This is a genomic window from Bradyrhizobium erythrophlei, assembly GCF_900129425.1.
Lineage (GTDB): Bacteria > Pseudomonadota > Alphaproteobacteria > Rhizobiales > Xanthobacteraceae > Bradyrhizobium > Bradyrhizobium erythrophlei_C.
The window spans coordinates 7,516,488-7,542,498 of sequence record NZ_LT670817.1 but is presented as its reverse complement, the minus strand read 5'-3'; the positions used below and the strand labels follow the sequence as shown (position 1 = coordinate 7,542,498).

Below are 26,011 nucleotides of genomic sequence, written 5' to 3'. Positions count from 1 at the left end.
TGCATGGAAATCAAACAGGCGGGCCAGGCAATTGCCTGGCCCGCCATGTGAGGACTCAGGCGGCGACCGCCTCGCGGGTCTCGATGGTCCGGCCGCCGCGATAGACCGCAAGTGCTGCGATGATGCCAAGCGTCGCGGCGAACATCAGCCAGTATCCGGGAGAAGCCTTGTCGCCGGTATGCTGGATCAGCCATGTCGACGCGAACGGCGTGAAGGTGCCGAACAGCGCCGCGGCAAGGGCAAAGGCCAGCGAGAAACAGGTGGTGCGGACATGCGCCGGAACGATCTCCACCAGGCAGCCCAGCATCGTGCCGCTATAGACGCCGAAATAGAACGAGAACATCATCTGGACTGCCAGCAGCTTTCCAAACGTCGGCTCGGCCACCAGCCAATGCAGCGCGGGATAGGCCGTCAGAAACGACAGGCCCGCGATCGTCAGCAACACGGGTTTGCGGCCAATCCGGTCCGACACGGCGCCGCCGACCGGATTCCAGATGAAGTTGGTGACGGCCACCAGAAGCGTGACGAGAAGGGCGTCCTGGCTGGAAAGCTTCAGCACGGACTTGCCGAAGGTCGGTGTATAAACGGTGACGAAGTAGAAAGTCGTGGTGGTCAACACGGCAATCATCATGCCGAGGATGACGATGCGCCAGTTTGCCAGCGCCGAAGCAAATACCTCGCTGGCGGTCGGATGTTTCTTCATGGCCAGGAACTCCGGCGTTTCTTCCAGCGTCCGCCGCAGCACGAAAATAACGGGGATGATGAGGCAGCCGACGAAGAACGGAATGCGCCAGCCCCAATCCGCCACCGTATCTGCCGGCATCATCTCGCTCAGCACAAAGCCGAGGATCGAGGCGACGAAGATCGCGACCTGTTGGCTCGAGGACTGGAACGAGGTGTAGAAGCCCCGGTTGCCGGGGGTAGCAATCTCGGCGAGATAGACCGAGACGCCACCGAGTTCGACGCCCGCGGAAAATCCCTGCAGCAGGCGGCCCACCAGCACGATGATCGGCGCCGCTAGTCCGATGGTCGCATAGGTTGGGCAGAAGGCGATAACCACGGTGCCGATCGCCATGATCCCGAGCGTGACGATCAAACCCTGGCGGCGGCCGATACGGTCAATGTAGGCGCCGAGCACGATCGCGCCGACGGGGCGCATCAGGGCGCCAAGCCAGAACACGCCAAACGCGTTCAACAGCGCCGCGGTTTCATTCTGGGCCGGAAAGAACGCCTTGGCGATGGCGCTCGCATAAAAGCCGAACAGGAAGAAGTCGAACTGCTCGAGAAAATTGCCGCTGGTCGCCCGCAGGATGGCGCCGATGCGCGACTTGATTTGAGGCGGTGGTGACGTTGTTTGCGACATCGCGAGTCTCTCCCCGTTTTTGAATTGGCCGGTGCGGAAAGGTCTCTCGCTAGCCGACATTTGCCCTTGTTGGTGCCGCAATCTGCCATGCCTGCGCGGTGCGACCAAACGGAAAACGCCGGTCGAACCTGATATCCCCTCGCGCGTGGATCGTCTTTCAGGTTTTGTTCTGCGCCGAGGCAACCAGCCATTGCCGGAACGCCCTGAGCTTTGGCGAATCCGCTTTGGCCTCGGGCGAGACCAGATAGAAGCCGGCGTCCGCCGGCAGCGTGATCTTGAACGGAACCACCAGACGGCCCTTGGCGATATCGGCCTCGACATAGGAGGTGCGGCCCATCGCGACCCCGAAGCCGTCGATCGCGGCCTGGACCGTCATCAAAATCAGGTCGAAGGTCAGTCCGGGTTGTTTCGAGATATTGGCCGGCAGCCCGGCGGCGGTGAGCCATAGCCGCCAGTCGTCGTCATAGCCTCCGCTGCTGTGCAGCAGCGTCTGATTCGCCAGATCTTCCGGGCACCGCAGCGGCTTGGCTCCGGTGAGGAGCGCCGGGCTGCATACCGGAAACAGTTCGTCGGCCGTCAGCCAGTCGGCGCGCAGGCCGGCCCAATTTCCGCGACCGTAGCGGATCGCGGCATCGACGTCGCCGGCCCTGAAATCGACCAGCGCGGTCGAGGTGGTGATGCGGACGTCGATGCCGGGATGGGCTTCCTGGAACGAGGAAAGCCGCGGCAGCAGCCATTTTGCGGCCAGCGACGCCAGCGTCGAGACGGTCAGGACATGGTCGTTATCCCGGCGCAGCACCCGGTCGGTGGCGAGCCGCAAATCGTTGAACGCGGCGCGGACCCCGGGCAGGTAATCCCGGGCTTCCGGCGTCAACGCCAGCGCCCGGTTCTGCCGGACGAACAGGCGTATCCCCAATTCCTCCTCCAGCCGCCGGATCTGGTGGCTGATCGCGGTCTGCGTGACGTTCAGTTCGGACGCCGCATTGGTGAAGCTGAGATGCCGGGCCGCGGCTTCGAACGCGCGCAATCCATTGAGCGAGGGCAACCGGGCGGTCATTTCGCGGACCCCTGATGCATGAGGTTATATCATCTGAAGCGGTACAAAGTGTCGTTTGTCGAAAATCCGGATAGCGCCGATATTCCCTACAGCAAGTTAGCTTTTGGAGGCGAAAATGTCCACTTGCACACATCAATCGATGATAAATCATCATGGGTCGGGCTTTCTGGCCCAGATCGGCGAGACCCTGCACATTTGGCGGCTGCGTCGGCAACAGCGGCTTGAACTGTCCCACTGGACCGACCGCGACCTGCACGACGTCGGACTCTCCTGGAGCGATGTCGCTCGCGAAGTCGAAAAGCCATTTTGGCGGGCTTGAGTGCAGCCAGGCCGGCGTCGCCTCGTCCGGGGGATGCCGGCCATCGTCTTTTCGAAAGCACGGGAGGCTTGCCATGATGGCGATTCGTTTGGATGATCTGCGGCAACATTCCGACGTGCTGCGGTTGCGGACGGGCAAGACGTTGATGGTGCGTTTCGTCGAGCCTGCTGACGCCGACGCGTTGCAGGGTTACTTCCGGGCGCTCTCGGTGCGCTCGCGCTACAACCGCTTCCTCGGCGCCCTGAGCGAACTGCCGCCAACCGAACTCGCCCATTTCATCCATGCCGGCGAAGCCGACCGCTTCAGCGTGATCGCGACCATGATGATCGACGGCATCGAGACCATCGTCGGCGAAGCCCGCTACGGGTTCGAGGCCGACACTGCGAGTTTCGAATTCGGGCTGTCGATCGACGACCGCTGGCAGGGCCAGGGCATCGGGTCGGCGCTGCTCGGGAATCTGCAATGCCGCGCCGCCGCATTTGGCGCCACGCGTCTGTTTGGCGATACACTGCGCTCCAACGACGTCATGATCGGCCTTGCCCGCAAATCCGGTTTCGCCTTTACGCGCAACCCGGACGACTGGAAGCTGGTGCGCTTCGAAAAACATATCGACCTCGCGCCGCAGGAGATTCCCTGCGCCAGTTGGCGTCTCGCGGCCGAAAGTCTGGCGCTGAGTGGTGCTGCGGCGAACTGAGCCCGCGCGACCGCTCAATTTCCCCTAAACACCGCCTTCCGCTTTTCGATAAAAGCCTGCACCGCCTCGCGGTGATCCGCTGTCATCGTGGTGCGGATCAGGCGCTCGGCCTCATGGTCGCGCGCCGTTGCAAAATCGAATAGCAAGGCTTCGTCGAGATTGTCCTTCATGTAGCGCAGCGCGATGGTCGGGCCTTCCGCGATCGACTTGGCAAGCGCAAAGGCCTCGTCCTGAAGTTTTGCGTCCGGCACCACGCGGTTGACGAGGCCGATGGCTGCGCATCTCGCCGCATCGACCTTGTCAGACGTAAACATCAATTCGCGCGCCCGCGATGTCCCGACCAGCCGCGTTAGCAGCCAGGCGATGCCGTAGTCGCCGCTGAGGCCGACCCGCAGATAGCCGGTCGACACGAACGCCGATTCCGCGGCGATGCGGAGATCGCAGGCCATGGCGATGGCGAGGCCCGCGCCGACCGCGGGGCCGGGCAAGGCCGCGATGGTCGGCTTGCGCACCGCGACCAGCGCGCCGGTCAACAGGCGCTGGCGTTCCTGCAAGTCGGCGACCTTCTCGTCATGGGACATGTCCAGCTTCTTCTGATCGCGGTGCGCGCCCATGCCCTTGACGTTGCCGCCGGCGCAGAACGCGGTACCGGCGCCGGTAATCAGAAGCGCACCGACGTCCGGGTTCTCACCGCAGGCTTTTATCATCTTCCGCAACGCCGGCGTCAGGTTGTCCGACAGCGCGTTGCGGACCTCGGGCCGGTTCAGCGTGATGACGGCGACACGGTCGCGGATCACGCACAGCAATTCGCTGGTGCCGGTGTCGATAGTGATGTCGCTGGTCATGTTCCCCCCTCGCATCGCCCCGGAATGACGGCGATGCCTAAAACTTCTCCACCCACGGGCGCAATTCCAGTTCCCAGGTCCAGGCGCTGCGCGGTTGCTGCAGCACGTTCCAATAACTGAAGGCGATGGCGTCGGGATCGAGCATCGAGTCCGGCCGCTCGGCAGGCTCGACGCGCGCGGCGCTGCGAATGCCGCCGTCGATGACGAAATGCGCGACGTGAATGCCCTGCGGCGACAACTCGCGCGCCATGCTCTGCGCCAGACCGCGTAGCGCGAACTTGCCCATCGCGAAGGGTGCGGACTGCGGATAACCCTTGACGCTGGCGGAAGCGCCGGTGAACAGGATCGCGCCATGTTTTCCGGGCAGCATCCGCTTCACCGCCTGCTGCGCCACCAGAAAGCCGCCGAACGCGCTGACCGCAATGGCCTGCGCGACATCCGCGGCCAGCAGATCGAGGAAGGCGCCGCGCGCCCGGCCGCTGGCATTGTAGACGACCACGTCGGGCACGCCGATCTCGCGCTCGACCAGGCCGAACAGGCGTTCGACGTCGTCGGGATCGGTGGCGTTGCAGGCAAAGGCGCGGGCGCCGGTCTCATGGCACAGCGCGCCAAGCTTTTCGATCTGGCGCGCCGCCAGCGCGACGCGGATGCCTTGCCTGGCAAACAGCCGCGCCAGCGAGGCGCTGAGGCCTTCTCCGGCACCGACGATCAATGCGATTTTGTATTTTGGCAATTCCATGAGCCTGCTCCTCATTAATGGGAATGGCGTTTCAGCCGCGTAATCCGGCAAGGCAACCGGCGGCCTCCAGCACCGGATCAAGCGTGGTCTTGTCTTCCACGGCAGCGTATTTGGCGCGCAGCATGCCGAGCGAACGCGCGTGATATTTTTGCGGTTTTTGGGTCCAGGTTTTGTCGGCGAGCGTGACGCCGAATTCTTCCTGCTTCTCCGCCAGCGCCCTCTCGTTGGCCAGCGTCCACGGCAGGAATAGCGCGCCAACCTGCTTCTGCAGGATCGGCATCAGGGTCGGCTGCAGCGTGGACCAGGCCTCGAACGGGTCCTCGGCCTTCGGCCACAACATGCGATGCACCCAATCGAGCACATGCGGCGCGCCGCCGCCGATGATGCCGCCCGCGGTCGGGTCGGTCCACATTTCGTAGATCTGGCCCCAGAGACCAAAGTCGGCGAATGCCGGCCGTCCGCCGAACAGATAGGGGCGCGCCGAGAGATGGGCGTCCAGCATTCCCAGCATATCGATAAAACCTGCCTCGATCTGCGGCGCGGTGACTTCGTTGGAGCCGACGAACCACACCCGATCCACCATGCGGGCGCGCACCTGACCGGCGAACGCCGCATGCTCCGGCTCGCCGGCCTTGGGGCCGCGCATCCGCGCGATGCGCCCCGCGGAACTGATCTGATCGACATCCCGCGCCCAGCGATAGTGGAACATCCATTTGTTGCCCCACTCGTCGCCGAATTCCTCGACCAAGGCGGAAACGAAGCTGGCGATGGGGTCATCAGGATGGATCGATGGCTCCGGATAGAGCTTTTCCATCGCCTCGATGATCGGCGTGGAGTCTTGAATGCCTGTGCCGTCGGGCGTAACGACGAGCGGGATAATCGGTATCTTGGCGTATGTCTCGAATTCCGCCTGGCTTGCTGCGTTCCGCAAAATCCATTGATGCGGAATGGCTTTGTAGCGAAAATAGGAGCGCACCTTGACCGAATAGGGCGACATCTCGGCGCCGAAGATGCGATAGCCGTCCGCCATGGGGGTTCCTCTGATTGCGTTTTCGACGGCTTTATCGCCTGCTTGGTCCTGACATGATCTATATCATCTAAAACACGGGGCGGAACGTACAAGAGTTGCAAAATGCACCAGCCAGCCAAGCACAGTGATGTGACAGCGCCAGCCGAGCCGCCGGGATTGCTTGCACCGGATACATCCGGCATGAATTTCTACCGCGCCGATCCGGCGCTGACGGATCTGCTGCGTATTCATCTGCCCGATCCGCTGTTCCGCCATATCGAGCCGCATCTCGACCGCCTGGGGGCGCTCGCCGGCAGTCACCTCGACGAATGCGCGCGGCTTGCCGACCGGCACGTGCCGGTGCTGCATCAGCGCGACCGCTTTGGGCGCGACGCGCAGTGGATCGAGTATCACCCGGCCTATCGCGAGTTGGAGCGCGCCGCGTTCGGCGAATTCGGCATTCACGCGATGTCGCTGCGCAAGGGCATCATGGGCTGGCCGCAGCCTTATCCCGTGGTGGCCAAGCATGCCTTTACGTTTTTGTTCAACCAGGCCGAGTTCGGTCTGGGTTGCCCGATCAATGTTACCGATGGCTGCGCCAAGCTGCTTTCGAAATTCGGCAGCGAGGCGCTGAAAGAAAAATACCTTGATGGCCTGACCCAGACGGACATGAACAAGCTGACCCAGGGCGGCCAGTTTATGACCGAGAAGGAAGGCGGCTCCGACGTCGGCAAGCTCACGACAACGGCGGTAAGGGAAGGCGACCACTGGCGTCTGTCGGGCGAAAAATGGTTCTGCTCCAACGCGGACGCTCAGGTGGTGATGCTGCTGGCGCGGCCGCAAGGCGCCGAAGCCGGCACCCGCGGCGTCGGCCTGTTCCTGATGCCGCGGCGGCTCGACGACGGCTCGCCCAATCACTACCGGATCGTTCGGCTGAAGGACAAGCTCGGCACCCGCTCGATGGCCTCGGGCGAAATAAAGCTGGAAGGCGCGATTGCTTACGCGGTCGGTAATCTCGATCGCGGCTTCGTGCAGATGGCCGAAATGGTCAACTCGTCGCGGCTTTCGAACGGTGTCAAGTCCACCGCGCTGATGCGGCGCGCCCATCATGACGCCATGACCGTGGCGCAAAATCGCGTGGTGTTCGGAAGCCGCATCATCGACCTGCCGCTGGCGCGGCGGCAATTGATGAAGATCATGCTGGCGACCGAGCAGGCGCTGTCGATGAGTTTTCTCACCGCCGATGCGCTCGACCGCGCCGAGGCCGGCAGCCAGGACGCCGCCGCGCTGCTGCGCATCCTGACGCCGACCTTGAAATTCCGCGCCACCCGCGATGCGCGCAAGGTCTGCGGCGACGCTTTGGAGATGCGCGGCGGCATCGGCTACATCGAGGAATTTGCAACCAGCCGGCTGCTGCGCGACGCCCATCTCGGCTCGATCTGGGAAGGCACCGGCAATATCGTCGCGCTGGATGCGCTGAAGCGCGCAGTCGGCCGCCACGGCGCCGATGCCGCGCTGGCAGCAGACCTGCATGCGCGCCTCGATGACAGCGCCAATGTGCCGCAAGCCTGGCTTGATACCTTGCGCGGTCTCACCGACCGCGCCATCGGCTTTGCCCGCGAGGTGGCCGCGCGCACCGACAATGAAGCCGAAGCGCGGCGCGCCACCAGCCTGCTCTATCATGTGGCAAGCGCGGTAGCGCTGGCGTGGGAGGGCGGACGCATCCACGAGATGCGCGGCGATGCCCGGCGGCTGTTGCTGTCGCGCATGGTGATCGATCACCGGGTCTCCGCGGGCGATCCGTTCCGGCTCACGGAAAATTCAGTGCAGCGCGCCATCACCGACCATCTGCTCGGCGAGCGCGCCGTCGGGATGGTCAAGGTTGGCGAATTGCTCATCGCAGCGTAGGCTCGATCTTGCCGCAGGCGTGATCTCACCTCTCCCATCGGGAGAGGTCGGATCGCTCTTGCGATCCGGGTGAGGGGTTAAGGTCTCTCGATAGACCGTAACCCCTCACCCCAACCCTCTCCCGCAAGGGGAGAGGGAGCTCACCTCCCGCGCTTTAAGAGTGCGCGCACATAATAAAGACGCGTAACAAAGAGACACGTAACAAAAAGAGGAAACACCGATGAAGGCCGCCGTCCTGCATGAAGTCAACAAGCCGCTCGTGATCGAGGATGTCAGCCTGCAGAAACCCGGACCCCGCGAGGTCCTGATCCGGACGTCGGTCGCCGGGCTCTGTCACTCCGACCTGCATTTCATGGAAGGGCTTTATCCGCATCCGCTGCCGGCGGTGCTCGGCCACGAATCGGCCGGGGTCGTCGAGCAGGTCGGCTCCGACGTCACCTATGTGAAACCCGGCGATCATGTGGTGACTTGTCTTTCGGTATTCTGCGGCACCTGTGACAATTGCTCGACCGGTCGGCCGGTGCTGTGCACCGACACGACCGTCAAGATGATGCCCGGCGTGTCCAACCGGCTGTCATGGGCGCGATCGGAGAAACTGAACCAGTTCCTCAATCTGTCGTCGTTCGCCGAGCAGATGCTGGTGCACGAGAATGCCATCGTCAAAATTCGCCAGGACATGCCGCTGGACCTCGCGGCGCTGATCGGCTGCGGCGTCATCACCGGCTACGGCGCGGTGGTCAACACCGCCAAGGTCGCGCCCGGTGAAACCGTTGTCGTGATCGGCTGCGGCGGCGTCGGCATGGCCGCGATCAACGGCGCCGAGATCGCCGGCGCCGGCCGCATCATCGCGGTCGATACCAATCCGGCCAAACTTCAACTGGCGACGAAACTGGGCGCGACCGACATCGTCGATCCCAAAAACGGCGACGTGGTGCAACAGGTCCGCGATCTCACCAAGGGCGGCGTGCATCATTCGTTCGAAGTGCTCGGCCGCAAGGAAACCGCGGAGCAGGCCTTTGCGATGCTGGCGCCCGGCGGCACCGCGACCATCGTCGGGATGATCCCGTTCGGCCAGAAGATCGAACTCCACGGTTTTGACTTCCTGCGCGAGCGCAAGATCCAGGGCTCGTCGATGGGCTCGAATCATTTCCGCGTCGACATGCCGCGGCTGGTCGAATTCTACATGCGCGGGCGGTTGCATCTGGAGGACTGGATCTCGGCGAAGCTGAAACTGTCCGAGATCAACGAAGGCTTCGCCGCGATGAAGGCCGGCAAGACCGTGCGCAGCGTGATCATGTTCGACGCGTGAAACGCTCGGTCGTCATGCGCGGGCTTGACCCGCGCATCCATTAACTTTCTGAAAAGGATGGATTGCCGGGTCAAGCCCGGCAATGACGATAACCGTTCGTCATTCCGGGTTCGCTCGTTGCACTCGCGCCCCGGAATGACGGCCTCCGACCTCCGCCTCATGGAGAGGAGGCGCGCAAGCGCCGTCTCGAACCATGAGGCCGGCGCGGCCATGCTTCGAGACGGCGCTGACGCGTCTCCTCAGGCTCAGGCCGTCTCTAATCATCAAAATCAGGCGGCGGCACGAACCCGCCGAATTCGCGCTCGATCAGTTCGGCCAGTTTCAGCGGTGTGCGGTCTTCCAGCCAGGGACCGACGATCTGCACGCCGATCGGCAATCCTTCCGGCGACAGGCCGATCGGGATCGCGGTGGCCGGCAGTCCCGGCAGCGTCGCGATGCCGGGCCATGCCAGCTGATCGGGGTAGGGGTAGTCCTTGCCGTCGATATCGATGCGGCGCTCTTCCTGATCCTCGGAATGATCATGCGGGTAAGCCGGCGTCGGCATCACGGGGCAGATCACGGCATCAAAACTTTTGAATAGCTCGCGCCACTGCGCCCGCAGGCGCGCGCGTCCGCCGTCAGCCATCACCCAGTCGCGGTGGCTGAGCACGAGGCCGCGCAAGCGCTCCGCCGCCAGACTCAGATCGTCCGGTGGCAGATTTGCCGCGGCGGCCTGGGTGCCGGCATACTCTTCCGGGGCGGACGATGCACCGAGGAACGACATCAGCAGCCGCATATAGAGCCGCGACGAGGCGGCGAAGTCCGGCAATAGCGGGCTGTCGCGCGTCACGGTTACACCTGCCTTGCCGAGGTTGGCGGCGAGTCTCTCGATTGCTCCACGCACGCTTTTGTCCGTCGGCAGCACCGGATCGGTATCGATCAGCAGCACGCGGAAATTCTTCAGATCGCTGTGACGCGGCGGCGGCAGCGAAAGCCTGTAGGCAACGCCGGCTTCCAGCGGATCGGGGCCGGCCATGGTATCGAGCAGAAGCGTCAGGTCGGCGGCGCTGCGCGCCATCGGTCCGATCACCGACAGGTCGCGGTCGAAGGGCAATGGCGGCAGCGGCGGCGGCGTATTGCCGCGCGTCGGCGCCAGCGCAAAGGTCGGCTTGTGGGCATAGACGCCGCAATGGAATGCCGGCACGCGCAGCGAGCCGCCGATATCGGAGCCGATCGAGAGTGCCCCGTAACCCGCCGCGAGCGCCGCCGACGATCCGCCGGAGGAGCCGCCCGGCGTGCGGCCGAGATGATACGGATTGTTGGTGGTGCCGTAGATGTCGTTGTAGCTCTGCCAGTCGCCGAGCCCGAGCGGCACGTTGGTCTTGCCGAGGATCACGCCGCCGGCCTGCTTGATGCGGGATACCGACAGCGCGTCTTCCTGGGGCTTGAAATCCTTCTGCGCCGGAAAGCCCCATGTGGTGGGCAACCCCGCCACATTGCAGGATTCCTTCACCGTCATGGGGATGCCGAGCAAGGGCCTGCTCTCGCCGCGCCCAAGTGCCGCGTCGGCGGCACGGGCGGCATCGAGACCGCGGGCGAAATCGCGAACGCAGACCGCGTTGATCTTGCCGTCGTGACGCTCGATGCGGTCGATCGCGTCCTGCGCGAGCTCCACGGCAGAGACTTTTTTCGCTTTCAGGGCCGCCGACAATTCGGTCGCGGTCTTGAAGCTCCATTGCGATTTGGCCAAGGCGTTTCTCCTGAAGTTACTGGCGTTGTCCATCGGATGATGCGCAGTTCCGGCGCGGGCCGCAAGACGATGCCGAGCACGCCCACGGAATCTGTCGTAACGTTTGCGAGGGATATCTAAAAGAATCCGATGTCACCGATCGCGAGCCGGAAATTCCCCGTTCCGTCCACCGAGCGGCTGACATTGCGCGCGCCGACGCTGAAAGATGTTACAGAATTCGGCGATGTCGCCTGGGAATCATCCCGGCAACATCCGCTGCATGATGCGGTCGCGATAGACAAAGATGTGGGCCAGCGCCGCCGCCACATGGATGCCGATCACCACCAGCAGGCTCCATTCCATCGCCTGATGCCAGCCATCGATGATCTTGCCGGCCGCGGCATTTTCCGAAGCTAGCATCGGCATCGGCACGAGAAAAAAGAAGGACACCCCCCAGCCGCGGAACGACGCGAACAGCCAACCGGTGATGGTGGTCGCCAATACCAGCACATAGAGCAGCCAATGCACGCTTTCCGAACTCAGCCGCTGCCATGCCGGGAGCGAACTCTCGGGCGCCACGGGGTGAGCCAGCCGCCACGCCAGGCGCATAACGATCAGGATCAGGATGACGATTCCAAAGGAGATATGGAGCGTCATGCCGGCGCCGGGTTTCATGCCGCGATGAATGTCCGGCATCAGCCAGCCGAGCGGATATTGCACGAGCAGAAGCGCCACGACGAGCCAGTGCAACACCTTCGCGGTGGTGCCGTATTGCAAACGATCGGTCATGAGGTTCCCTAAGGGATTGGAGGAGTTTCTTCGAGAAGGTCGCGAATCCCGAAGCCGGAGCATTACATGCGCCGATTCGCTAGGGCTGCGGGAGTCGCATGGTGGAGTGCGACATCGGATTGACAGGCCCCGAAGCCGAGGCGCGTTCGGTGCCGGAACTGCTTCCAGGTACCGGAAACGCGTATCCCCAAATCGTCTTGACGACGAAGCGATCGGATGCCGGCGTCAATCCGTAGCCAATCCCCAAGTTCACGTCAAAGACGCCGAGCTTGAAATCCGTCACGGCAAACAAAGTGTGCTGCTGATCGGCAAGCTTTGCGAAGTTCCCGATCTCGCCGAAATCCGCATAGTATTCGAGGCCCACGAACAGATCGGTGTCGAGCCTTCTGGCGACGCGTGCCGCGGGGGCAAAGTCCGCCTCGCCATATTTTCCAAAGCCGACGTCCACGATCGGGTTGACGATGAATTCGTAGTCCGCGTTACGGACGCCGATAATGGGGCGTATCTCAAGGCCAAACCTGGTCTGCGAGAATTTCGGCGTTGAGTTGCTCAGCTCGAAATTGACGCCATAAAACAGGCTGCGCTGCTCGGCATTGGGCGAGACAAACAGGGTCCGCAGCTTGAAGGAGTCCGACAGGAATTGCTGATCCTGAATCGCGAAGGGCAAATAAAGCCCGACTTCCCACCAGTCGGTCACGCCATAGGCGAATTCCGGCGTCCCATTGATGCTGTGATTGGAGACGAGGCCGCCCGGAAACGGCGGCGGCGTCAGGCCGGCGCCGACGTAATTGAGGTGCTGCTGAATCGTGAATTGGCCTGGCGCCGCAATGCTGGCGTTATAGACCTGGATTTCGTCGACAGCTTTCGCGGGCTGCCCCAGCGCCGCCCATACGGCGGTGCCGGCCAGCAGACGGAACAGGCGCCGGGGGCCACACTTGAAACGATGTTTCATCGTCGCCGCAAACGCTTCCTAAGCCGCTCCGATGAAAATGCCGACGGCAAGCACGATGACGCCGCCGAGCACGATCTGGAACACCGCCTGCAGGAACGGCGTGTCCATATAGCGCGCGCGAATATAGGCGATGGCCCATAATTCGAAGAACACCACGACGCCTGCGATCGCGGTCGCGATCCAGAACGCATTGGCCCATGAATCCGGAACCAGATAGGGCATGGTGTGGCCGAGACCGCCGACCGTGGTCATCAGCCCGCAGGTCAGTCCGCGCAGCCAGGGCGAACCGCGACCGGTCAAGGATCCATCGTCGGACAGCGCTTCGGCAAAGCCCATGCTGATGCCGGCGCCGATCGAGGCGGCCAGTCCCACCAGGAAGGTCTGCCAGTTATGGTGGGTGGCAAAGGCTGCGGCAAACAGCGGCGCCAGTGTCGATACCGACCCGTCCATCAACCCGGCGAGCCCCGGCTGGACGTATTGCAGCACGAACACGCGCCGGCGCGTTTTGTCCTCCTCCGCGCGCACGTCCGGGCTGAGAATCTGGTCGGTCAGCTTGGCCGCGACCTTTTCGTGGCCTTTTTCCGCGTCCGCGAGGTCGCCGAGCAGCCGGCGGACGCCGACATCCTGGGTCTGTTGGGCGGCCTTGGCATAGAAGCGCTCGGCTTCGAACTCCATCGTCCCGACCTCCTTGCGGATGGTGTCGAGCGGCAGGTTCTTGGTCAGCCAGATCGGGCGGCGGCGCAAAAATCCTTTGACGTTGTCTCTTCGAATCGGCGGAAGGTTGGGGCCGAAGCGCTTTTCGTACATTTCCAGCAGCATGTGACGATGGCCTTTTTCCTCCTCCGCCATCTCTTCGAACAGCTTGGCCGAATCCGGATAGCGCTCCGCGAGATCCTCCGCGAAAGTCATGTAAATCCGGCTGTCTTCCTCCTCGGAGGCGATCGCGACCGCCAGCACTTCGCGTTCGGTCAGATCGGCAAAATTCTTCATCGGAACTTCCTGAGTGAGTTTTTAGAATGGTTCTAAAGATATAGGGGCTGAACCCGGCGGGGTCAAATCCGATCGGCGGAGAGCTGCTTTCGGGGTTTCTCCCCTGTCTTGCAGGCTGGAACTGTTGCGGTCGGTGTTCGTTCGAGTTCCTATAGCAGCGTCACATCGATCCGGAGCTTTTATGGACAAGGTCAAATACCGCTTGAACGATCCGCGGCTGGCGCCGCGCCGAACCAGGCTCGAGATTCCCGGATGGGCCGGCAAGCGCGAACCGCGCGCGGACGGATCGCGCGAACAGGTGTGGCATTGCGTTCCGTTCTCGGAGGGTGCGCAATACGGGATCGAATTGTTTTACCCCTACGACAACGAACTGCACGTCAGCACCAGGGACGGCCGTTTGATACTGGAGGGCGACTGGGGACCGGCGCCGGAGGGCGGCGTGCAGTGGCCGCCGTTTCGAAACTTCGGCGATCATTTTTATACTTACCAGATCCTCCTCGATCTCAAGGTCGAAAAGGGCATGGCGATCAGGACCGAGCCCCACCCCCGGTTCTATACCGACCGCACCGACACCGTGCCGATCGCGGTGCCGGCGCTGGTGCGCAATTGGTGGCCGATGATGTTCTTTACGGTCTTCAAGGCGCCGGCCGAGGGCCGCACCCATATTTTCCGTCACAACGAGCCGTTCGCGCAGATCATCGTCATCCCGGAGGAAGCCTCCTTCGACCTCGAGCCGATGGGCGAGGAGGAATCCGCCGAGCGCGAGCTGCAGGCGCGACGGATCTATGCCAACCGGCCGACGCTGGCGGCCGGCACCGAATGGACTTCCTCGACCGACACCGTGTTCGACGGCATCTACCGGCATCTGCATCGCGCCGCGAAGGAAAAAGCTCGCGAGGATTGAGCATTCTCCAGCCCCGTGGCTTCATCCTTCGAGACGCATCGCCACGCGATGCTCCTCAGGATGAGGTCCTCTAAACCTCCTATGGCGAAGGGCGTGGCAACGCCGCGCGTCTCGAACCATGGGGTCGTTGAATGCGCGATTATGATTCACGCGCCCTGGACAGCACAAAAAAACAGGACCCGGAGGTCCTGTTTAAATCGTCATCGATTGCACAACCTCAATAGCGGTAGAAGCTGTGATGATGGTGGTGATGGTGATGATGGTGGTATCGGCGGTATCGCGGCGGCACGATCACCACCCGGGGCGCATACCTCGGATAGAAGCTATGGTGGTGATGATGATGATGATGGTGGTGGTGAGGGTAATAGAACTGAGCAAGCTGGACATTTTCGTCCGCTGACGGGACCGGCGCAGATTCATCGACAGCCTGCAGCAGCGCAGCGGCGTTCGGGATCGGCTCGAGAAGGTCGGCGAAGGAATTGGCCCTCAGCACGTCTGTCGGTGCCGGACCAGGAATTGGCGTGGCTTGCGCGGCGTTGAATGCTCCGAGCGTCGCCATCGCTCCCAAAAGTCCAGCGATCTTCTTTTCCATAGTTCTTCTCCAGTGACTGTCGCCGAGCGCAACGCCCGGTAGTCGAAAAACGTTGCTACCCGGAGATCGTTCCAGCGACGATCTCGCCATGATGTCAGACCGAAATGAACAGGTGATGAACTAACGAGCCAGACGTTCTCTGGCCTGCTTTACGAATTGCAACAATAAGTCACTCACCTGCTCGGGCTGCTCCTGCTGGACCCAGTGACCGGCGCCGGCAACCAGATGACAGCCGAGCATGCGGGTGCAGGCGGTCGCCTGCATCGCCTCATATACGCCGGGACGTTGATAAGTGCCCCAGTCCTGTTCACCGGAGATGACTGCTTTTTCGGTCAGACTCTGAGGAGCGGCTCCTTCGCCGCGCGTCTCGAACCTTGGGGCGGTTGGATGCGCGATGCGGATTCGACCCAGCCTGAAACATCCTCGCCAGCTCAAAAAACAGGACCCGGAGGTCCTGTTTCTCATCATCTGATGGCACGCGACTTCAATCGTCGCGTCGATTATCAGTAGTGATTGTGGTAATGATGGTGGTGGTGATGATGATGGCGGCGAGGCGCTATGATGATGCGGGGAACGACCCGGCGATAGGCATGGTGATGATGGTGGTGATGATGGTGGTACTGCACCAGCTGGACGTTTCCGTCGGCTGACGAGACCGGCCCTGATTCGTCGACAGCCTGCAACAGCGCCGCGGCGTTCGGGATCGGCTCGAGCAGGTCGGTAAACGAATTGGCCCTCAGCACGTCGGTCGGCGCCGGACTTGGAATGGGCGCGGCCTGGGCGGCACTGAATGCTCCGAGCGTCGCCATCGCTCCCAAAAGTCCTGCGATCTTCTTTTCCATAGTTCTCTCCAATGACTGTCGCCGGGCGCATTACCCGGTAGTCGGCAACGCCGGTATCCGGAAAAGGTTCCCAACGCAATCTGCGGTTGATTCAGGTAACAATGGCTTGGCGGGCGGCGCGCTGCCGGGCCTGCTTCATGAATTCCAGCAGCAGCCGGCTCACCTGCGCCGGCTGCTCCTGCTGCACCCAGTGGCCGGCGCCCTCGACCAGATGACAGCCGAGCATCCGTGTGCAGGCGCTTCTTTGCATTGTCTCGAACACGCCTGGGCGCTGATAAGTGCCCCAATCCTTCTGGCCCGAGATGAAGCACGAGGGCACGTCGATTTGGCGGCCGGAAAATGTCTCAAGCTCGGCCGTGAACGCGCCGGAGGTGCCGCAGCGATACCATTGCAGTCCGCCCTGGAATCCGGTGCGGGCATATTCGCCGCCGTAGAAGGACAGTTCGCTGTCGGGCAGCCATTTATTGGCAGCGATGGCCTCGGCCGACGGCATTTCCTCAGCCACCGTCTCGGCCATGTTTTTCGAAAAATCCATCACGTAATAGGTCGGCAGTTTTGCCAATTCGTTCGCCGACCATGATTTCAGCGGGTAGGGCGTGTTGGCTTTCCAGTCCGCGCTCTTGTGATGATAATAGGCGCGCAGGAAATCGTGCACGCCCTGCGGGGCGCGGTGCATATCGGCATTGGCCTCAGGGGTCGAGTAGTACCATTGATAATGTTTTCGCGGACGCGGCAGCGCCGCGAGTTCGCGGTGCACGGGATCCTCCGGCTTGGGCCTGAAGGGCTTATCCGCGGTATCGAAGGCGAGCTGTGGCGGGCCGGCGAACGGCGCGCTCATCAGCGCGACCGATCGAAACACGTCGGGGCGCACCAGCGCGCACCATGCGGCGACCGAACTGCCGAAATCATGTCCGATCACGGCATCGACGCTGCGATAGTCGAATGCCGACACCAGGCCAAGCGCGTCGCGCACCAGATTGAGCAGCCGGAACGAGTTGAGGTCGCCGTCATAGTTGGCGTCCCAGCCGGTGGTGCGGCCGTAGCCGCGCTGGTCCGGCGCGATCACGTGATAGCCGGCCTCTGCCAGCGCCGGCATCACCTTGCGCCAGCTAAAGGCGAGTTCGGGAAAGCCGTGCAGCAGCAGCACGCAAGGCCGGCCTTCGGTTTCGTAACCGGCTTCGAGCACATGCACGCGCAGGCCGTTGATGTTATCGACGTAGCGCGAGCGGATGCCGGGAGGAAGCGGGACGTCGGGAAGATCAGTTGTGGTGTTCATGGGCCGTGCACTCCGATCCTCATGGTGAGGAGGCGCGTCAGCGCCGTCTCGAACCATGTGTGGAATGTATCGCTCATCCTTCGAGACGCGCGCAAGGGCGCGCTCCTCAGGATGAGGTCCGTGCTAGCCGTAAGGCGGGCGAAAGCGCAGCGCGCCTCATACCCGCACCACCGTCTTCGGCCAGTATTTGTCGCGCAGATGCCGCTTCACCAGCTTGCCGGTGGGCGTGCGCGGCAACTCGGCTTCGAAGTCGATACTCTTGGGGCATTTGATCGGCGACAGATGCTTGCGGCAGAACAAGATCAGTTCGGCTTCCAGTTCCTTCCCCGCGCGCGCCATGTCGTGCGGCTGCACCACCGCCTTGACCTCCTCGCCCATCTCCTCGTTCGGCACGCCGAACACCGCGACATCGGCGATTTCGGGGTGGGTGATCAGCACGTCCTCGGTCTCCTGCGGATAGATGTTCACTCCGCCGGAGATGATCATGTAGGACTTGCGATCGGTGAGGTAGAGAAAGCCCTCGTCGTCGAGATAGCCGACGTCGCCGAGCGTCGACCAGCCCCTGGCGTTGTAGGCCCGCTTCGTCTTCTCGGGATCGTTGTGATAGGAAAACACCGGGGCGTCGGCGAAATACACCGTGCCGATCTGCCCCGCCGGCAATTCCTGGTCGTTCTCGTCGGATATCCTGACCTTGCCGACCACCGCGCGGCCGACGGTACCGCGGTGATCAAGCCATTGTTGCGAGGTGGAAACGGTGACGCCGTTGCCCTCGGAGCCGGCGTAATACTCGATCAGGATCGGTCCCCACCATTCGATCATCCTGGCCTTGACGTCGACCGGGCAGGGTGCGGCGGCGTGGATCGCGCCCTTCAGCGACGAGACGTCGTAGCGCCGCCGAACCTCTTCGGGGAGTTTCAGCATGCGCACGAACATGGTCGGCACCAGTTGCGACTGCGTGATCTTGTGCTTCTCGACGAGGCGCAAAAACGCCTCGGCGTCGAACGATTCCATGATGATCGAGGTGCCGCCGAGCGTGATCGCCATCATGTTGAATCGCAGGGGTGCGGCGTGATACAGCGGCGCCGGCGACAGATAGACGCTGTCGGCCTTCATGCCGCACATATCGGCGCAGAGAATTTTCAGGAACGGATTCGGCAGGTCGATCGGGTTGTGCTCGGACTGACGCTTGATGCCCTTGGGCCGCCCTGTGGTGCCCGACGAATACAGCATGTCATAGCCGGCAACTTCGTCCGCGATTGGCGTGGTCGGCTGCGCCATGGCTTCCTTGTCCCATGAGCGAAAGCCGGGCAATGGCTCATCGATCATGTAGAACACCGGTTCATTAGGCGCGCCCGTGACCAGCCCCTTGATCTGGTCGGCGCATGTCGGCGAGGTGATGACGACGCGCGCGCCGCAATCCCGGACGATGTAGGCGATCTCGTCCTGGGTCAGGTAACGGCTGATCGCGGTGTAATACAGCCCGCTGCGCTGCGCCGCCCAGCAGATCTCCATGAACGCCAGCCGGTTCTCGATCAGGAACGCGACGTGATCGCCCCCTTTCAGGCCGAGCGATCGAAACAGCTGCGCGCCCTGGTTCGACAATTCATCGAGCTCGCGATAGCTGATCGCCTTGCCGCTGCCAGCCATCTGATAGGCGATCTTGTCCGGCTGGGTGCGGGCGTGGATCGACGGGTGCGTCATGGGGGTTCCTCAAGGGGGCGAATGGCGAATAGCGAATGGCGAATAGGGAAGAAGGGGATCGTGTTCCCTTCACCCGCTCACCATTCGCTATTCGCCACTCGCTATTCGCCTCTTCCTACAATCGCTCCACGATGGTCACATTGGCCATGCCGCCGCCTTCGCACATGGTCTGCAGGCCGTAGCGCTTGTTGCGCTGCTTGAGGGCGTTGACCAGCGTGGTCATCAGCTTGGTGCCGGAGCAGCCGAGGGGATGGCCGAGCGCGATGGCGCCGCCGTTGACGTTGAGTTTTGCCGGATCGGCGCCAGTGGTCTTCAGCCATGCCGTCGGCACCGAGGCAAAGGCCTCGTTGACCTCGAACAGGTCGATGTCGTCGATTCCCATGCCAGCCTTCTTCAGCGCGCGCTCGGTGGCATGCAGCGGCGCATCCAGCATGATCACGGGGTCGCCGCCCATCATGGTCATGTGATGGACCCGCGCCATCGGTGTGAGCCCGAGCGATTTCAAACCCTTTTCGTTGACGACCATCACCCCGGAAGCGCCGTCGCAGATCTGGCTGGCGCTGGCGGCGGTGAGCTTGCCGTTCTCCGCAATCAGCTTGACGTTGCGGATGCCCTCGAGGCTGGCGTCGAAGCGGATGCCTTCATCGATTGAATGGGTGTCGGTCGAGCCGTCAGCGCGGGTGATCTGCAGCGGAATGATCTCGTCCTTGAACCTGCCGGCCTGGGTCGCCGCGATGGCGCGCTGGTGGCTCTCATAGGCGTAGTTGTCGAGCTCGTCTTTGGAGAGGCCGTATTTCTCCGCCATCATTTCCGCGCCGGTGAACTGGCTGAACACGATGTTCGGGTAGCGTTTCTCGATGTTCGGGCTCTTGTAGGTGCCGAAACCGTTCTTGGCCGGCAATTGCGAGGCGAGGCCCATCGGCACCCGCGTCATCGCCTCCACGCCGGCGGCGATCACGATGTCCATGGTGCCGGACATCACGGCCTGGGCCGCGAAATGCAGCGCCTGTTGCGACGAGCCGCATTGGCGGTCGACCGAGGTGCCGGGCACGCTTTCCGGCAGTTTTGAAGCCATGATGGCATTGCGCGCGATGTTGTTGGACTGTTCGCCGGCCTGCATCACGCAGCCCATGATGACGTCTTCGATCTGCTCGGGATCGACACCGCTGCGCTCGACCAGCGAATCCAGCACCGAAGCGGCGAGATCGGCCGGATGCCAGCCGGCGAGCCGTCCTCCCTTGCGGCCGCCTGCGGTGCGGGCGGCGGCGACGATATAGGCCTCGGCCATGAGCGTTCTCCCTGATTGTTATGGGTGGTGTTTGAAGGTCGGCGCGGATTTAAGTGATGCCGCGGGATTTAGTCAATCAATCAATTAACTCTTGAGTGCGGCTCCCGCATCGGGTTATCTGCGGCGCGGATTTCCCGGCAGGCAGGTGATGGGATCACAGTTGAATACCAGCGTACAGAACAGGCTTGTGGCGGCGAAAAATACCACCGCCGAGAAGCTCCTCGTCGCCGCCAGCGAGTTGATGATCGAGCGCTCCTCGATCGAGGTGTCCCTGAGCGACATTGCGCAGAAGTCCGGCGTCAACGCTGCGTTGGTGAAGTATCACTTCGGCAACAAGGATGGCCTGCTGCTGGCGCTGTTGGCGCGCGATGCCGCCACCGAAATGGCGCAACTCGAATACCTGCTGGCGCAGCCGATGGCGCCTACGGCGAAACTCAAGCTGCACATCGCCGGAATCATCCGCGCCTATCACCAGTTTCCCTACATGAACCGGCTGAGCCACTATCTCTTGCATGAGAGCAGCGCGGCAGCCGCCGACGAGGTCTCGAAATTCTTTGTCGCGCCGCTGCTGGACTTCCATCGCCGCCTGCTCGCCGAAGGAATCAAGGCGGGCGAATTCCGCAATATCGATCCGGTGCTGTTCTACACCAGCCTGATCGGCGCCTGCGACCACCTGTTTTTCGGCCGTCACGCGATGTCGCGCGCGACCGGCGTCGGGCCGGTGACCGATGAGGTTTGCCGCCAATATATCAGGCACATGGAAGCGCTGATTTGCGGGGGAATGGCGAATAGTGAGTAGCGAATGGCGAATAGGGGAGGAAGAAATCAGACGTAGATAGTGAGTTCCGATTTTTCCATTCGCCATTCGCTACTCGCCATTCGCCACCTTTAGAAGAAACGTCCAAGGAAAGGTTTTTGTCATGCAGTTGAAAGATGTTGCCGTTCTCATCACCGGCGGGGGCTCCGGTCTCGGTGCCGCCACCGCGCGCGCCATGGCCGCCAAGGGCGCGAAAATCGCCGTGCTCGACCAGAGTAAGGAAAATGCCGAGAAAGTCGCGGCCGAAGTCAAGGGCGTCGCCGTCGTTGCCGACGTCACCGACGAGGAGCAGGTCAAGGCTGCAATCGCGAAGGCGGAAGCCGCGCACGGCATCGCCCGCGTGCTGATGAACTGCGCCGGCATCGGCGGATCGCAGCGCATCGTCGGCAAAGACGGCGTCTATCCGCTGGCGAAGTTCGCGCGCATCATCAACGTCAACCTGATCGGCACCTTCAACGTGCTGCGGCTGTTTTCAGAACGGCTGCTGACGGAAGCGCCCATCGGCGAAGAGCGCGGCGTCATCATCAACACCGCGAGTGTGGCGGCCTATGAAGGCCAGATCGGCCAGATTGCGTACTCGGCCTCCAAGGGCGGCGTGGTCGGGCTAACCTTGCCGGCGGCGCGCGATCTCGCCCAGCACAAGATCCGCGTCAACACCATCGCGCCCGGCCTGTTCCTGACGCCGCTGCTGATGGGATTGAACGAGGAAGCGCGCAAGAGTCTCGGCGCGCAGGTACCACATCCGGCGCGACTCGGCGACGCCTCCGAATACGGCAATCTCGCGGTGCACATCGTGGAGAACGCGATGCTCAACGGCGAGACCATCCGCCTCGACGGCGCCATCCGCATGGCGCCGAGGTAGTTTAATTGTCCCCGCGAAAGCGGGACCCATACGCCGAGAACGATCGATGTCAGGCTGGAGTTAGTTCCGGGGGAAACCCAAACGCCGGTGGATTGGGTCCCTGCCTTCGCAGGGACGACGCATTCGAAAAGATGTCTCTCACAACAGAGTAGCGCCATGAATTTCGATTTCTCCGACGAACAAAAGCAACTGCGCGACGAGGCGCGAAAATTTCTTGCCGAGAAATGTCCGCCCAAGGCGGTGCGCGTAGTGCTCGACGGCAAGGAACCCTATGACCGCGAATTGTGGAAGGGGCTTGCCGACATGGGTTTTCTCGGGGTCGCGATCCCCGAGGAATTCGGCGGCGCGGGTGCCGGGCATCTCGAACTCTGCGTGATCGCCGAGGAGATGGGCCGCGCGCTGGCGCCGGTGCCGTTTTCGTCGACGGTTTATCTCGCGGCCGAAGCGATCCTGCTCGCGGGCAGCGAGGGACAAAAGCAGAAGTGGCTTCCCCTGATCGCATCGGGTGCCGCGATCGGCACGCTGGCGCTGTTCGAAGGCAAGGGCAATCCGTCGCCGGAAGCCATCAAGCTCGCCGCATCCGGCGGCAGTCTCAACGGTGTCAAGAAACCGGTGCCCGACGGCGCCATTGCCGATTTCGCTATCGTTGCCGCGCGCACCGGCTCGACCGGCCGCGAGACCGATATCTCGCTGTTTCTGGTCGACATGAAAGCCGAAGGCGTCGAGGCCAGGGCGTTGACCAATGTCGATCCGTCGCGCGGCCAGGCCGAACTCACCTTCAGGAATTGCAAGGCCGAGCCGCTCGGGCCGGCCAATGAAGGCTGGAGTATTCTCTCGCAGGTGCTCGACCGCGCCGCGGTGCTGATGGCGTTCGAGCAGGTCGGCGGCGCCGATCGCGCGCTGGAAATGGGCCGCGACTATGCGCTGGATCGCATCGCCTTCGGCCGGCCGATCGGTTCGTTCCAGGCGGTCAAGCACATGCTCGCCGACATGTACGTTTCGGCGACGCTGGCGCGGTCGAACTGCTACTACGGCGCCTGGGCGCTCTCGACCAACGCCTCGGAATTGCCGGAAGCCGCCGCCGCGGCACGCATCAGCGCGACGCAGGCGTTCCAGCATTGCTCGAAGAACAATATCCAGGTCCATGGCGGCATGGGCTTCACCTGGGAATTCGACTGCCACATGTACTACCGCCGTTCCAATGCGATGGCGCTGTCGCTGGGCTCTCTCTCCTATTGGGAAGACGCCCTGATCGACCGCATGCGCAAGCGGAATGCGGCTTAGTTTTTACGAGTCATTCCGGGGCGCAGCGGGACGCTGCGAACCCGGAATCTCGAGCTGAGTAACTTCTGGATTCCGGATCGATCCGCGGGGCGGATCGTCCGGAATGACGAGCAAGGGCAACGTCCATGAACTTCGATGACACCCCGCAGGAGGCCGCGTTTCGCGCCGAGGCCAAGGCCTGGATCGCAGCCAACGCGCCGAAGCAGTATGAGGAGGAACTGAAAAAATCCTCGCTCGGCCGCACCCAGCTCAAGGGCGCCAATATCCTGGAGGTGGCAAAAGCCTGGCAGAAGAAAAAGGCCGACGCCGGCTGGGCCTGCCTGCACTGGCCAAAGGAATATGGCGGCCGCGGCGCGACCCCGATCGAGCGGGTGATCTGGCAGCAGGAAGAGGGCGCCTTCGGCAAACTCAGCGGAATGTTCATCATCGGCCACGGCATGTGCGGCCCGACCATGATGGCCTTTGCCGGTGAAGACCAGAAACGAAAATATCTGCCGCCGCTGGCGTCAGGCGAAAAAGTCTGGTGCCAGCTGTTTTCCGAACCCGCCGGCGGATCCGACGTCGCGGGCTTGCGCACCCGCGCGGAAAAAAGTGGCGACGACTGGATCGTCAACGGCCAGAAAATCTGGACCTCGGGCGCGCATTACTCGGACTACGGCATCCTGCTGACGCGCACCGATCCCGACGTGGCAAAACACAAGGGGCTCACCATGTTCTTCCTGGACATGAAGAGCCCGGGCGTCGAGATCAAGCCGATCAAGCAGGCCAACGGCCAGTCCGAATTCAACGAGGTGTATTTCACCGACGTCAAAATTCCCGATGCGCAGCGACTCGGGGCGGTCAATGACGGCTGGAACGTGTCGCTAACCACACTGATGAACGAGCGGATGTCGATCGGCGCCGGCGTGTCGACCGGCTTCCCGGAATTGTTCGAGTTCTGCAGCAACCTGATGCTGGAAGATGGCCCTGCGATCGACGATCGCAGCGTGCGCTCGAAGCTCGCCAACTGGGCAGTGCGCGCCAGCGGGTTGAAATACACCAGCATGCGCGCGATCTCGGCGCTGTCGAAAGGCGAACGTCCGGGGCCGGAAAATTCGATAGGCAAGCTGGTGGCTGGCGCGATGATCCAGGATGTCGCGGCCTATGCGCTGGATCTGCAGGGCGCCGCCGGCGTGCTGAGCGGGCCGGAGGACGCGGAAGCCACCGGTAAATTCCAGGCGATGCTGCTGCGCGCGCCCGGGACCCGGGTCGAGGGCGGCACCGACGAGATCATGCGCAACATCATCGCCGAGCGTGTGCTCGGACTGCCCGGCGACATCAGGGTCGACAAGGATGTTCCGTTCAACAAGATACCGACCAGGGGAAGATAGTTCGTGTCCCGGACGCGGAGCAGCGCGTTTCGCGCTGCTCCGCGTCCGGGACCCACAATGCGCTCAAAATTGATGGACCCCGGATCAGCAGCGCACCGCTTCGCGTTGCGCAGCGTCCGGGGAACGCTTCAAGGACAGGAGAAGCCCGATGAATTTCGACGACACCCCGCAGGAAGCCGCGTTCCGCGCCGAGGCGCGGAAGTGGATCGACGCCAACGCGCCCAGGGAATTCGAGGAGGAACTCTCCAAATCCTCGCTCGGGCGGATCAAGCTGAGGAAGCACAATATCGTCGAAGTCGCCAAGGCGTGGCAGAAGAGGAAGGCCGAAGGCGGCTGGGTCTGCCTGCATTGGCCCAGGGAATATGGCGGGCGCGGCGCGACCCCGGTGGAACGCGTGATCTGGCAGCAGGAAGAGGGCATCTACTTCAAACTCACCAGCCCGTTCCAGATCGGCGAAGGCATGTGCGGTCCGACGGTCATGACCTATGGCAGCGAAGCCGACAAGCGGCGCTATCTGCCCAAGATCGCTTCCGGCGAGGAGATCTGGTGCCAGCTATTCTCGGAGCCCGCCGGCGGATCCGACGTCGCGGGCCTGCGCACCCGCGCCGAGCGCGATGGCGATCACTGGATCATCAACGGCCAGAAAATCTGGACCTCGGGCGCGCATTATTCGGACTATGGAATTCTCATCACCCGCACCGATCCCAATGTGCCCAAGCACAAGGGCCTGACCATGTTCTACATCGACATGAAAAGTCCCGGTGTCGAGGTCAAACCGATCAAGCAGGCCAACGGCATGCAGGAATTCAACGAGGTGTTCTTCACCGATTTGCGGATTCCCGATTCGCAGCGGCTGGGCGCGGTCGGCGACGGCTGGAACGTGTCGCTGACCACGCTGATGAACGAGCGGATGTCGATCGGCGCGCGGCTTGCGACCGGCCTGCCCGAGCTGTTCGATTTTTGCTCCAATCTGATGACCGACGACGGGCTCGCCATCGACGATCGCGCCACGCGCTCGAAGCTCGCCAACTGGGCGGTGAAGGCGAGCGGGCTGAAATATACCAGCTACCGCGCGATCTCCGCGCTGTCCAAGGGCGAGCGCCCGGGGCCGGAGAATTCGATCGGCAAGCTGGTCGCGGGCTCGATGCTGCAGGACATCGCGATGTATGCGATGGATCTGCAGGGCGCCAGCGGCATGCTCACCGATCCCGAGACCGCCGAAGCGGCCGGTCAGTTCCAGGCCATGCTGATGTCGTCGCCTTCAACACGTATCGCCGGCGGTACCGATGAGATCCTCCGCAACATCATCGCCGAGCGGGTGCTGGGTCTGCCCGGCGATATCCGCGTCGACAAGGATGTGCCGTTCAACAAGATCCCGACCAGGGGGCGGTAG

The 26,011-nt window shown here is 62.7% G+C and carries 24 protein-coding genes and 1 pseudogene; 10 read left to right on the top strand and 15 right to left on the bottom strand.

The genetic code is table 11. The features are described 5' to 3' along the window. Positions 1-55: 55 nt before the first annotated feature. Positions 56-1,363 carry an MFS transporter gene (locus B5527_RS35890; RefSeq protein WP_079607768.1) on the bottom strand — a complete coding sequence of 436 codons (1,308 nt, stop codon included), beginning with the start codon at positions 1,361-1,363 and terminating at the stop codon, positions 56-58. Positions 1,364-1,520: 157 nt separating this feature from the next. After that, positions 1,521-2,420, bottom strand: a complete 900-nt coding sequence (locus B5527_RS35885) for a transcriptional regulator GcvA (RefSeq protein WP_079605710.1) — start codon at positions 2,418-2,420, stop codon at positions 1,521-1,523. 115 nt (positions 2,421-2,535) lie between these two features. Here B5527_RS35885 and B5527_RS35880 point away from each other — a divergent pair, with 115 nt between their 5' ends. Together B5527_RS35880 and B5527_RS35875 are read left to right on the top strand one after the other, a co-directional pair. Next, positions 2,536-2,739, top strand: a complete 204-nt coding sequence (locus tag B5527_RS35880) for a DUF1127 domain-containing protein (protein ID WP_079605709.1) — start codon at positions 2,536-2,538, stop codon at positions 2,737-2,739. 73 nt (positions 2,740-2,812) lie between these two features. Further along, positions 2,813-3,433, top strand: coding sequence for a GNAT family N-acetyltransferase (locus B5527_RS35875; protein ID WP_079605708.1), 621 nt, complete (start codon positions 2,813-2,815; stop codon positions 3,431-3,433). Between the two features lie 14 nt (positions 3,434-3,447). Here B5527_RS35875 and B5527_RS35870 read toward each other — a convergent pair whose 3' ends face one another. The 3 genes from B5527_RS35870 to B5527_RS35860 are packed head-to-tail and all read right to left on the bottom strand — an operon-like array spanning position 3,448 to position 6,047. Further along, a complete protein-coding gene (locus B5527_RS35870) occupies positions 3,448-4,278 on the bottom strand; it encodes an enoyl-CoA hydratase (protein WP_079605707.1) in 831 nt (276 codons plus the stop codon). A gap of 37 nt (positions 4,279-4,315) precedes the next feature. Beyond that, positions 4,316-5,017, bottom strand: a complete 702-nt coding sequence (locus B5527_RS35865) for an SDR family NAD(P)-dependent oxidoreductase (RefSeq protein ID WP_079605706.1) — start codon at positions 5,015-5,017, stop codon at positions 4,316-4,318. Between the two features lie 31 nt (positions 5,018-5,048). Next, positions 5,049-6,047 carry a glutathione S-transferase family protein gene (locus tag B5527_RS35860; protein ID WP_079605705.1) on the bottom strand — a complete coding sequence of 333 codons (999 nt, stop codon included), beginning with the start codon at positions 6,045-6,047 and terminating at the stop codon, positions 5,049-5,051. Between the two features lie 102 nt (positions 6,048-6,149). Between B5527_RS35860 and B5527_RS35855 the strand changes: the two genes are divergently transcribed. Beyond that, entirely contained in the window at positions 6,150-7,934 is a 1,785-nt protein-coding gene (locus B5527_RS35855) for an acyl-CoA dehydrogenase family protein (protein WP_079605704.1), read from the top strand. A gap of 220 nt (positions 7,935-8,154) precedes the next feature. Further along, positions 8,155-9,243, top strand: coding sequence for a Zn-dependent alcohol dehydrogenase (locus B5527_RS35850; protein ID WP_079605703.1), 1,089 nt, complete (start codon positions 8,155-8,157; stop codon positions 9,241-9,243). 256 nt (positions 9,244-9,499) lie between these two features. Here the strand turns inward: B5527_RS35850 and B5527_RS35845 are convergent, their stop codons facing one another. The 4 genes from B5527_RS35845 to mbfA all read right to left on the bottom strand — a co-directional run bounded on the left by B5527_RS35845 (position 9,500) and on the right by mbfA (position 13,682). Further along, a complete protein-coding gene (locus tag B5527_RS35845) occupies positions 9,500-10,972 on the bottom strand; it encodes an amidase (RefSeq protein ID WP_079607767.1) in 1,473 nt (490 codons plus the stop codon). A 237-nt stretch (positions 10,973-11,209) separates the two neighbouring features. Continuing rightward, entirely contained in the window at positions 11,210-11,740 is a 531-nt protein-coding gene (locus B5527_RS35840; protein ID WP_079605702.1) for a cytochrome b, read from the bottom strand. A 79-nt stretch (positions 11,741-11,819) separates the two neighbouring features. Then, entirely contained in the window at positions 11,820-12,692 is an 873-nt protein-coding gene (locus B5527_RS35835; RefSeq protein WP_079605701.1) for a hypothetical protein, read from the bottom strand. An 18-nt stretch (positions 12,693-12,710) separates the two neighbouring features. Next, the gene (mbfA, locus tag B5527_RS35830; protein WP_079605700.1) at positions 12,711-13,682 is read right to left on the bottom strand and encodes an iron exporter MbfA; all 972 of its coding nucleotides are present in this window, start codon (positions 13,680-13,682) and stop codon (positions 12,711-12,713) included. Positions 13,683-13,863: 181 nt separating this feature from the next. Between mbfA and B5527_RS35825 the strand changes: the two genes are divergently transcribed. Further along, complete coding sequence (locus B5527_RS35825) at positions 13,864-14,586, top strand: hypothetical protein (RefSeq protein ID WP_079605699.1); 723 nt, start codon at positions 13,864-13,866, stop codon at positions 14,584-14,586. Positions 14,587-14,803: 217 nt separating this feature from the next. Here B5527_RS35825 and B5527_RS35820 read toward each other — a convergent pair whose 3' ends face one another. From B5527_RS35820 to B5527_RS35795, 6 genes and pseudogenes are all read right to left on the bottom strand, one after another. Beyond that, on the bottom strand, positions 14,804-15,178 hold the full coding sequence (locus B5527_RS35820) for a hypothetical protein (protein WP_079605698.1): 375 nt from the start codon (positions 15,176-15,178) through the stop codon (positions 14,804-14,806). A gap of 120 nt (positions 15,179-15,298) precedes the next feature. Next, positions 15,299-15,496: pseudogene (locus tag B5527_RS46830) on the bottom strand (alpha/beta fold hydrolase); the annotation flags it as partial. A gap of 185 nt (positions 15,497-15,681) precedes the next feature. Beyond that, a complete protein-coding gene (locus B5527_RS35810) occupies positions 15,682-16,020 on the bottom strand; it encodes a hypothetical protein (protein WP_079605696.1) in 339 nt (112 codons plus the stop codon). Between the two features lie 91 nt (positions 16,021-16,111). Continuing rightward, positions 16,112-17,296 carry an alpha/beta hydrolase gene (locus tag B5527_RS35805; RefSeq protein WP_079605695.1) on the bottom strand — a complete coding sequence of 395 codons (1,185 nt, stop codon included), beginning with the start codon at positions 17,294-17,296 and terminating at the stop codon, positions 16,112-16,114. Positions 17,297-17,452: 156 nt separating this feature from the next. Beyond that, positions 17,453-18,997 carry an acyl-CoA synthetase gene (locus B5527_RS35800; RefSeq protein WP_079605694.1) on the bottom strand — a complete coding sequence of 515 codons (1,545 nt, stop codon included), beginning with the start codon at positions 18,995-18,997 and terminating at the stop codon, positions 17,453-17,455. Positions 18,998-19,112: 115 nt separating this feature from the next. Beyond that, positions 19,113-20,285: an acetyl-CoA C-acetyltransferase gene (locus B5527_RS35795; RefSeq protein WP_079605693.1), complete on the bottom strand. Its 1,173-nt coding sequence runs from the start codon at positions 20,283-20,285 to the stop codon at positions 19,113-19,115. Positions 20,286-20,433: 148 nt separating this feature from the next. On the opposite strand from B5527_RS35795, the gene B5527_RS35790 reads away from it, so the two are divergent. The 5 genes from B5527_RS35790 (at position 20,434) to B5527_RS35770 (ending at position 26,011) form a co-directional block, all read left to right on the top strand. Continuing rightward, the gene (locus B5527_RS35790) at positions 20,434-21,084 is read left to right on the top strand and encodes a TetR family transcriptional regulator (protein ID WP_172842762.1); all 651 of its coding nucleotides are present in this window, start codon (positions 20,434-20,436) and stop codon (positions 21,082-21,084) included. A 121-nt stretch (positions 21,085-21,205) separates the two neighbouring features. Beyond that, entirely contained in the window at positions 21,206-21,964 is a 759-nt protein-coding gene (locus B5527_RS35785) for an SDR family NAD(P)-dependent oxidoreductase (protein WP_079605692.1), read from the top strand. 156 nt (positions 21,965-22,120) lie between these two features. After that, positions 22,121-23,248 (top strand): acyl-CoA dehydrogenase family protein, encoded by a 1,128-nt coding sequence (locus B5527_RS35780; RefSeq protein WP_079605691.1) that lies wholly within the window; start codon positions 22,121-22,123, stop codon positions 23,246-23,248. A gap of 125 nt (positions 23,249-23,373) precedes the next feature. Next, positions 23,374-24,618 (top strand): acyl-CoA dehydrogenase, encoded by a 1,245-nt coding sequence (locus B5527_RS35775; protein WP_079605690.1) that lies wholly within the window; start codon positions 23,374-23,376, stop codon positions 24,616-24,618. Positions 24,619-24,766: 148 nt separating this feature from the next. Beyond that, a complete protein-coding gene (locus B5527_RS35770) occupies positions 24,767-26,011 on the top strand; it encodes an acyl-CoA dehydrogenase (protein ID WP_079605689.1) in 1,245 nt (414 codons plus the stop codon).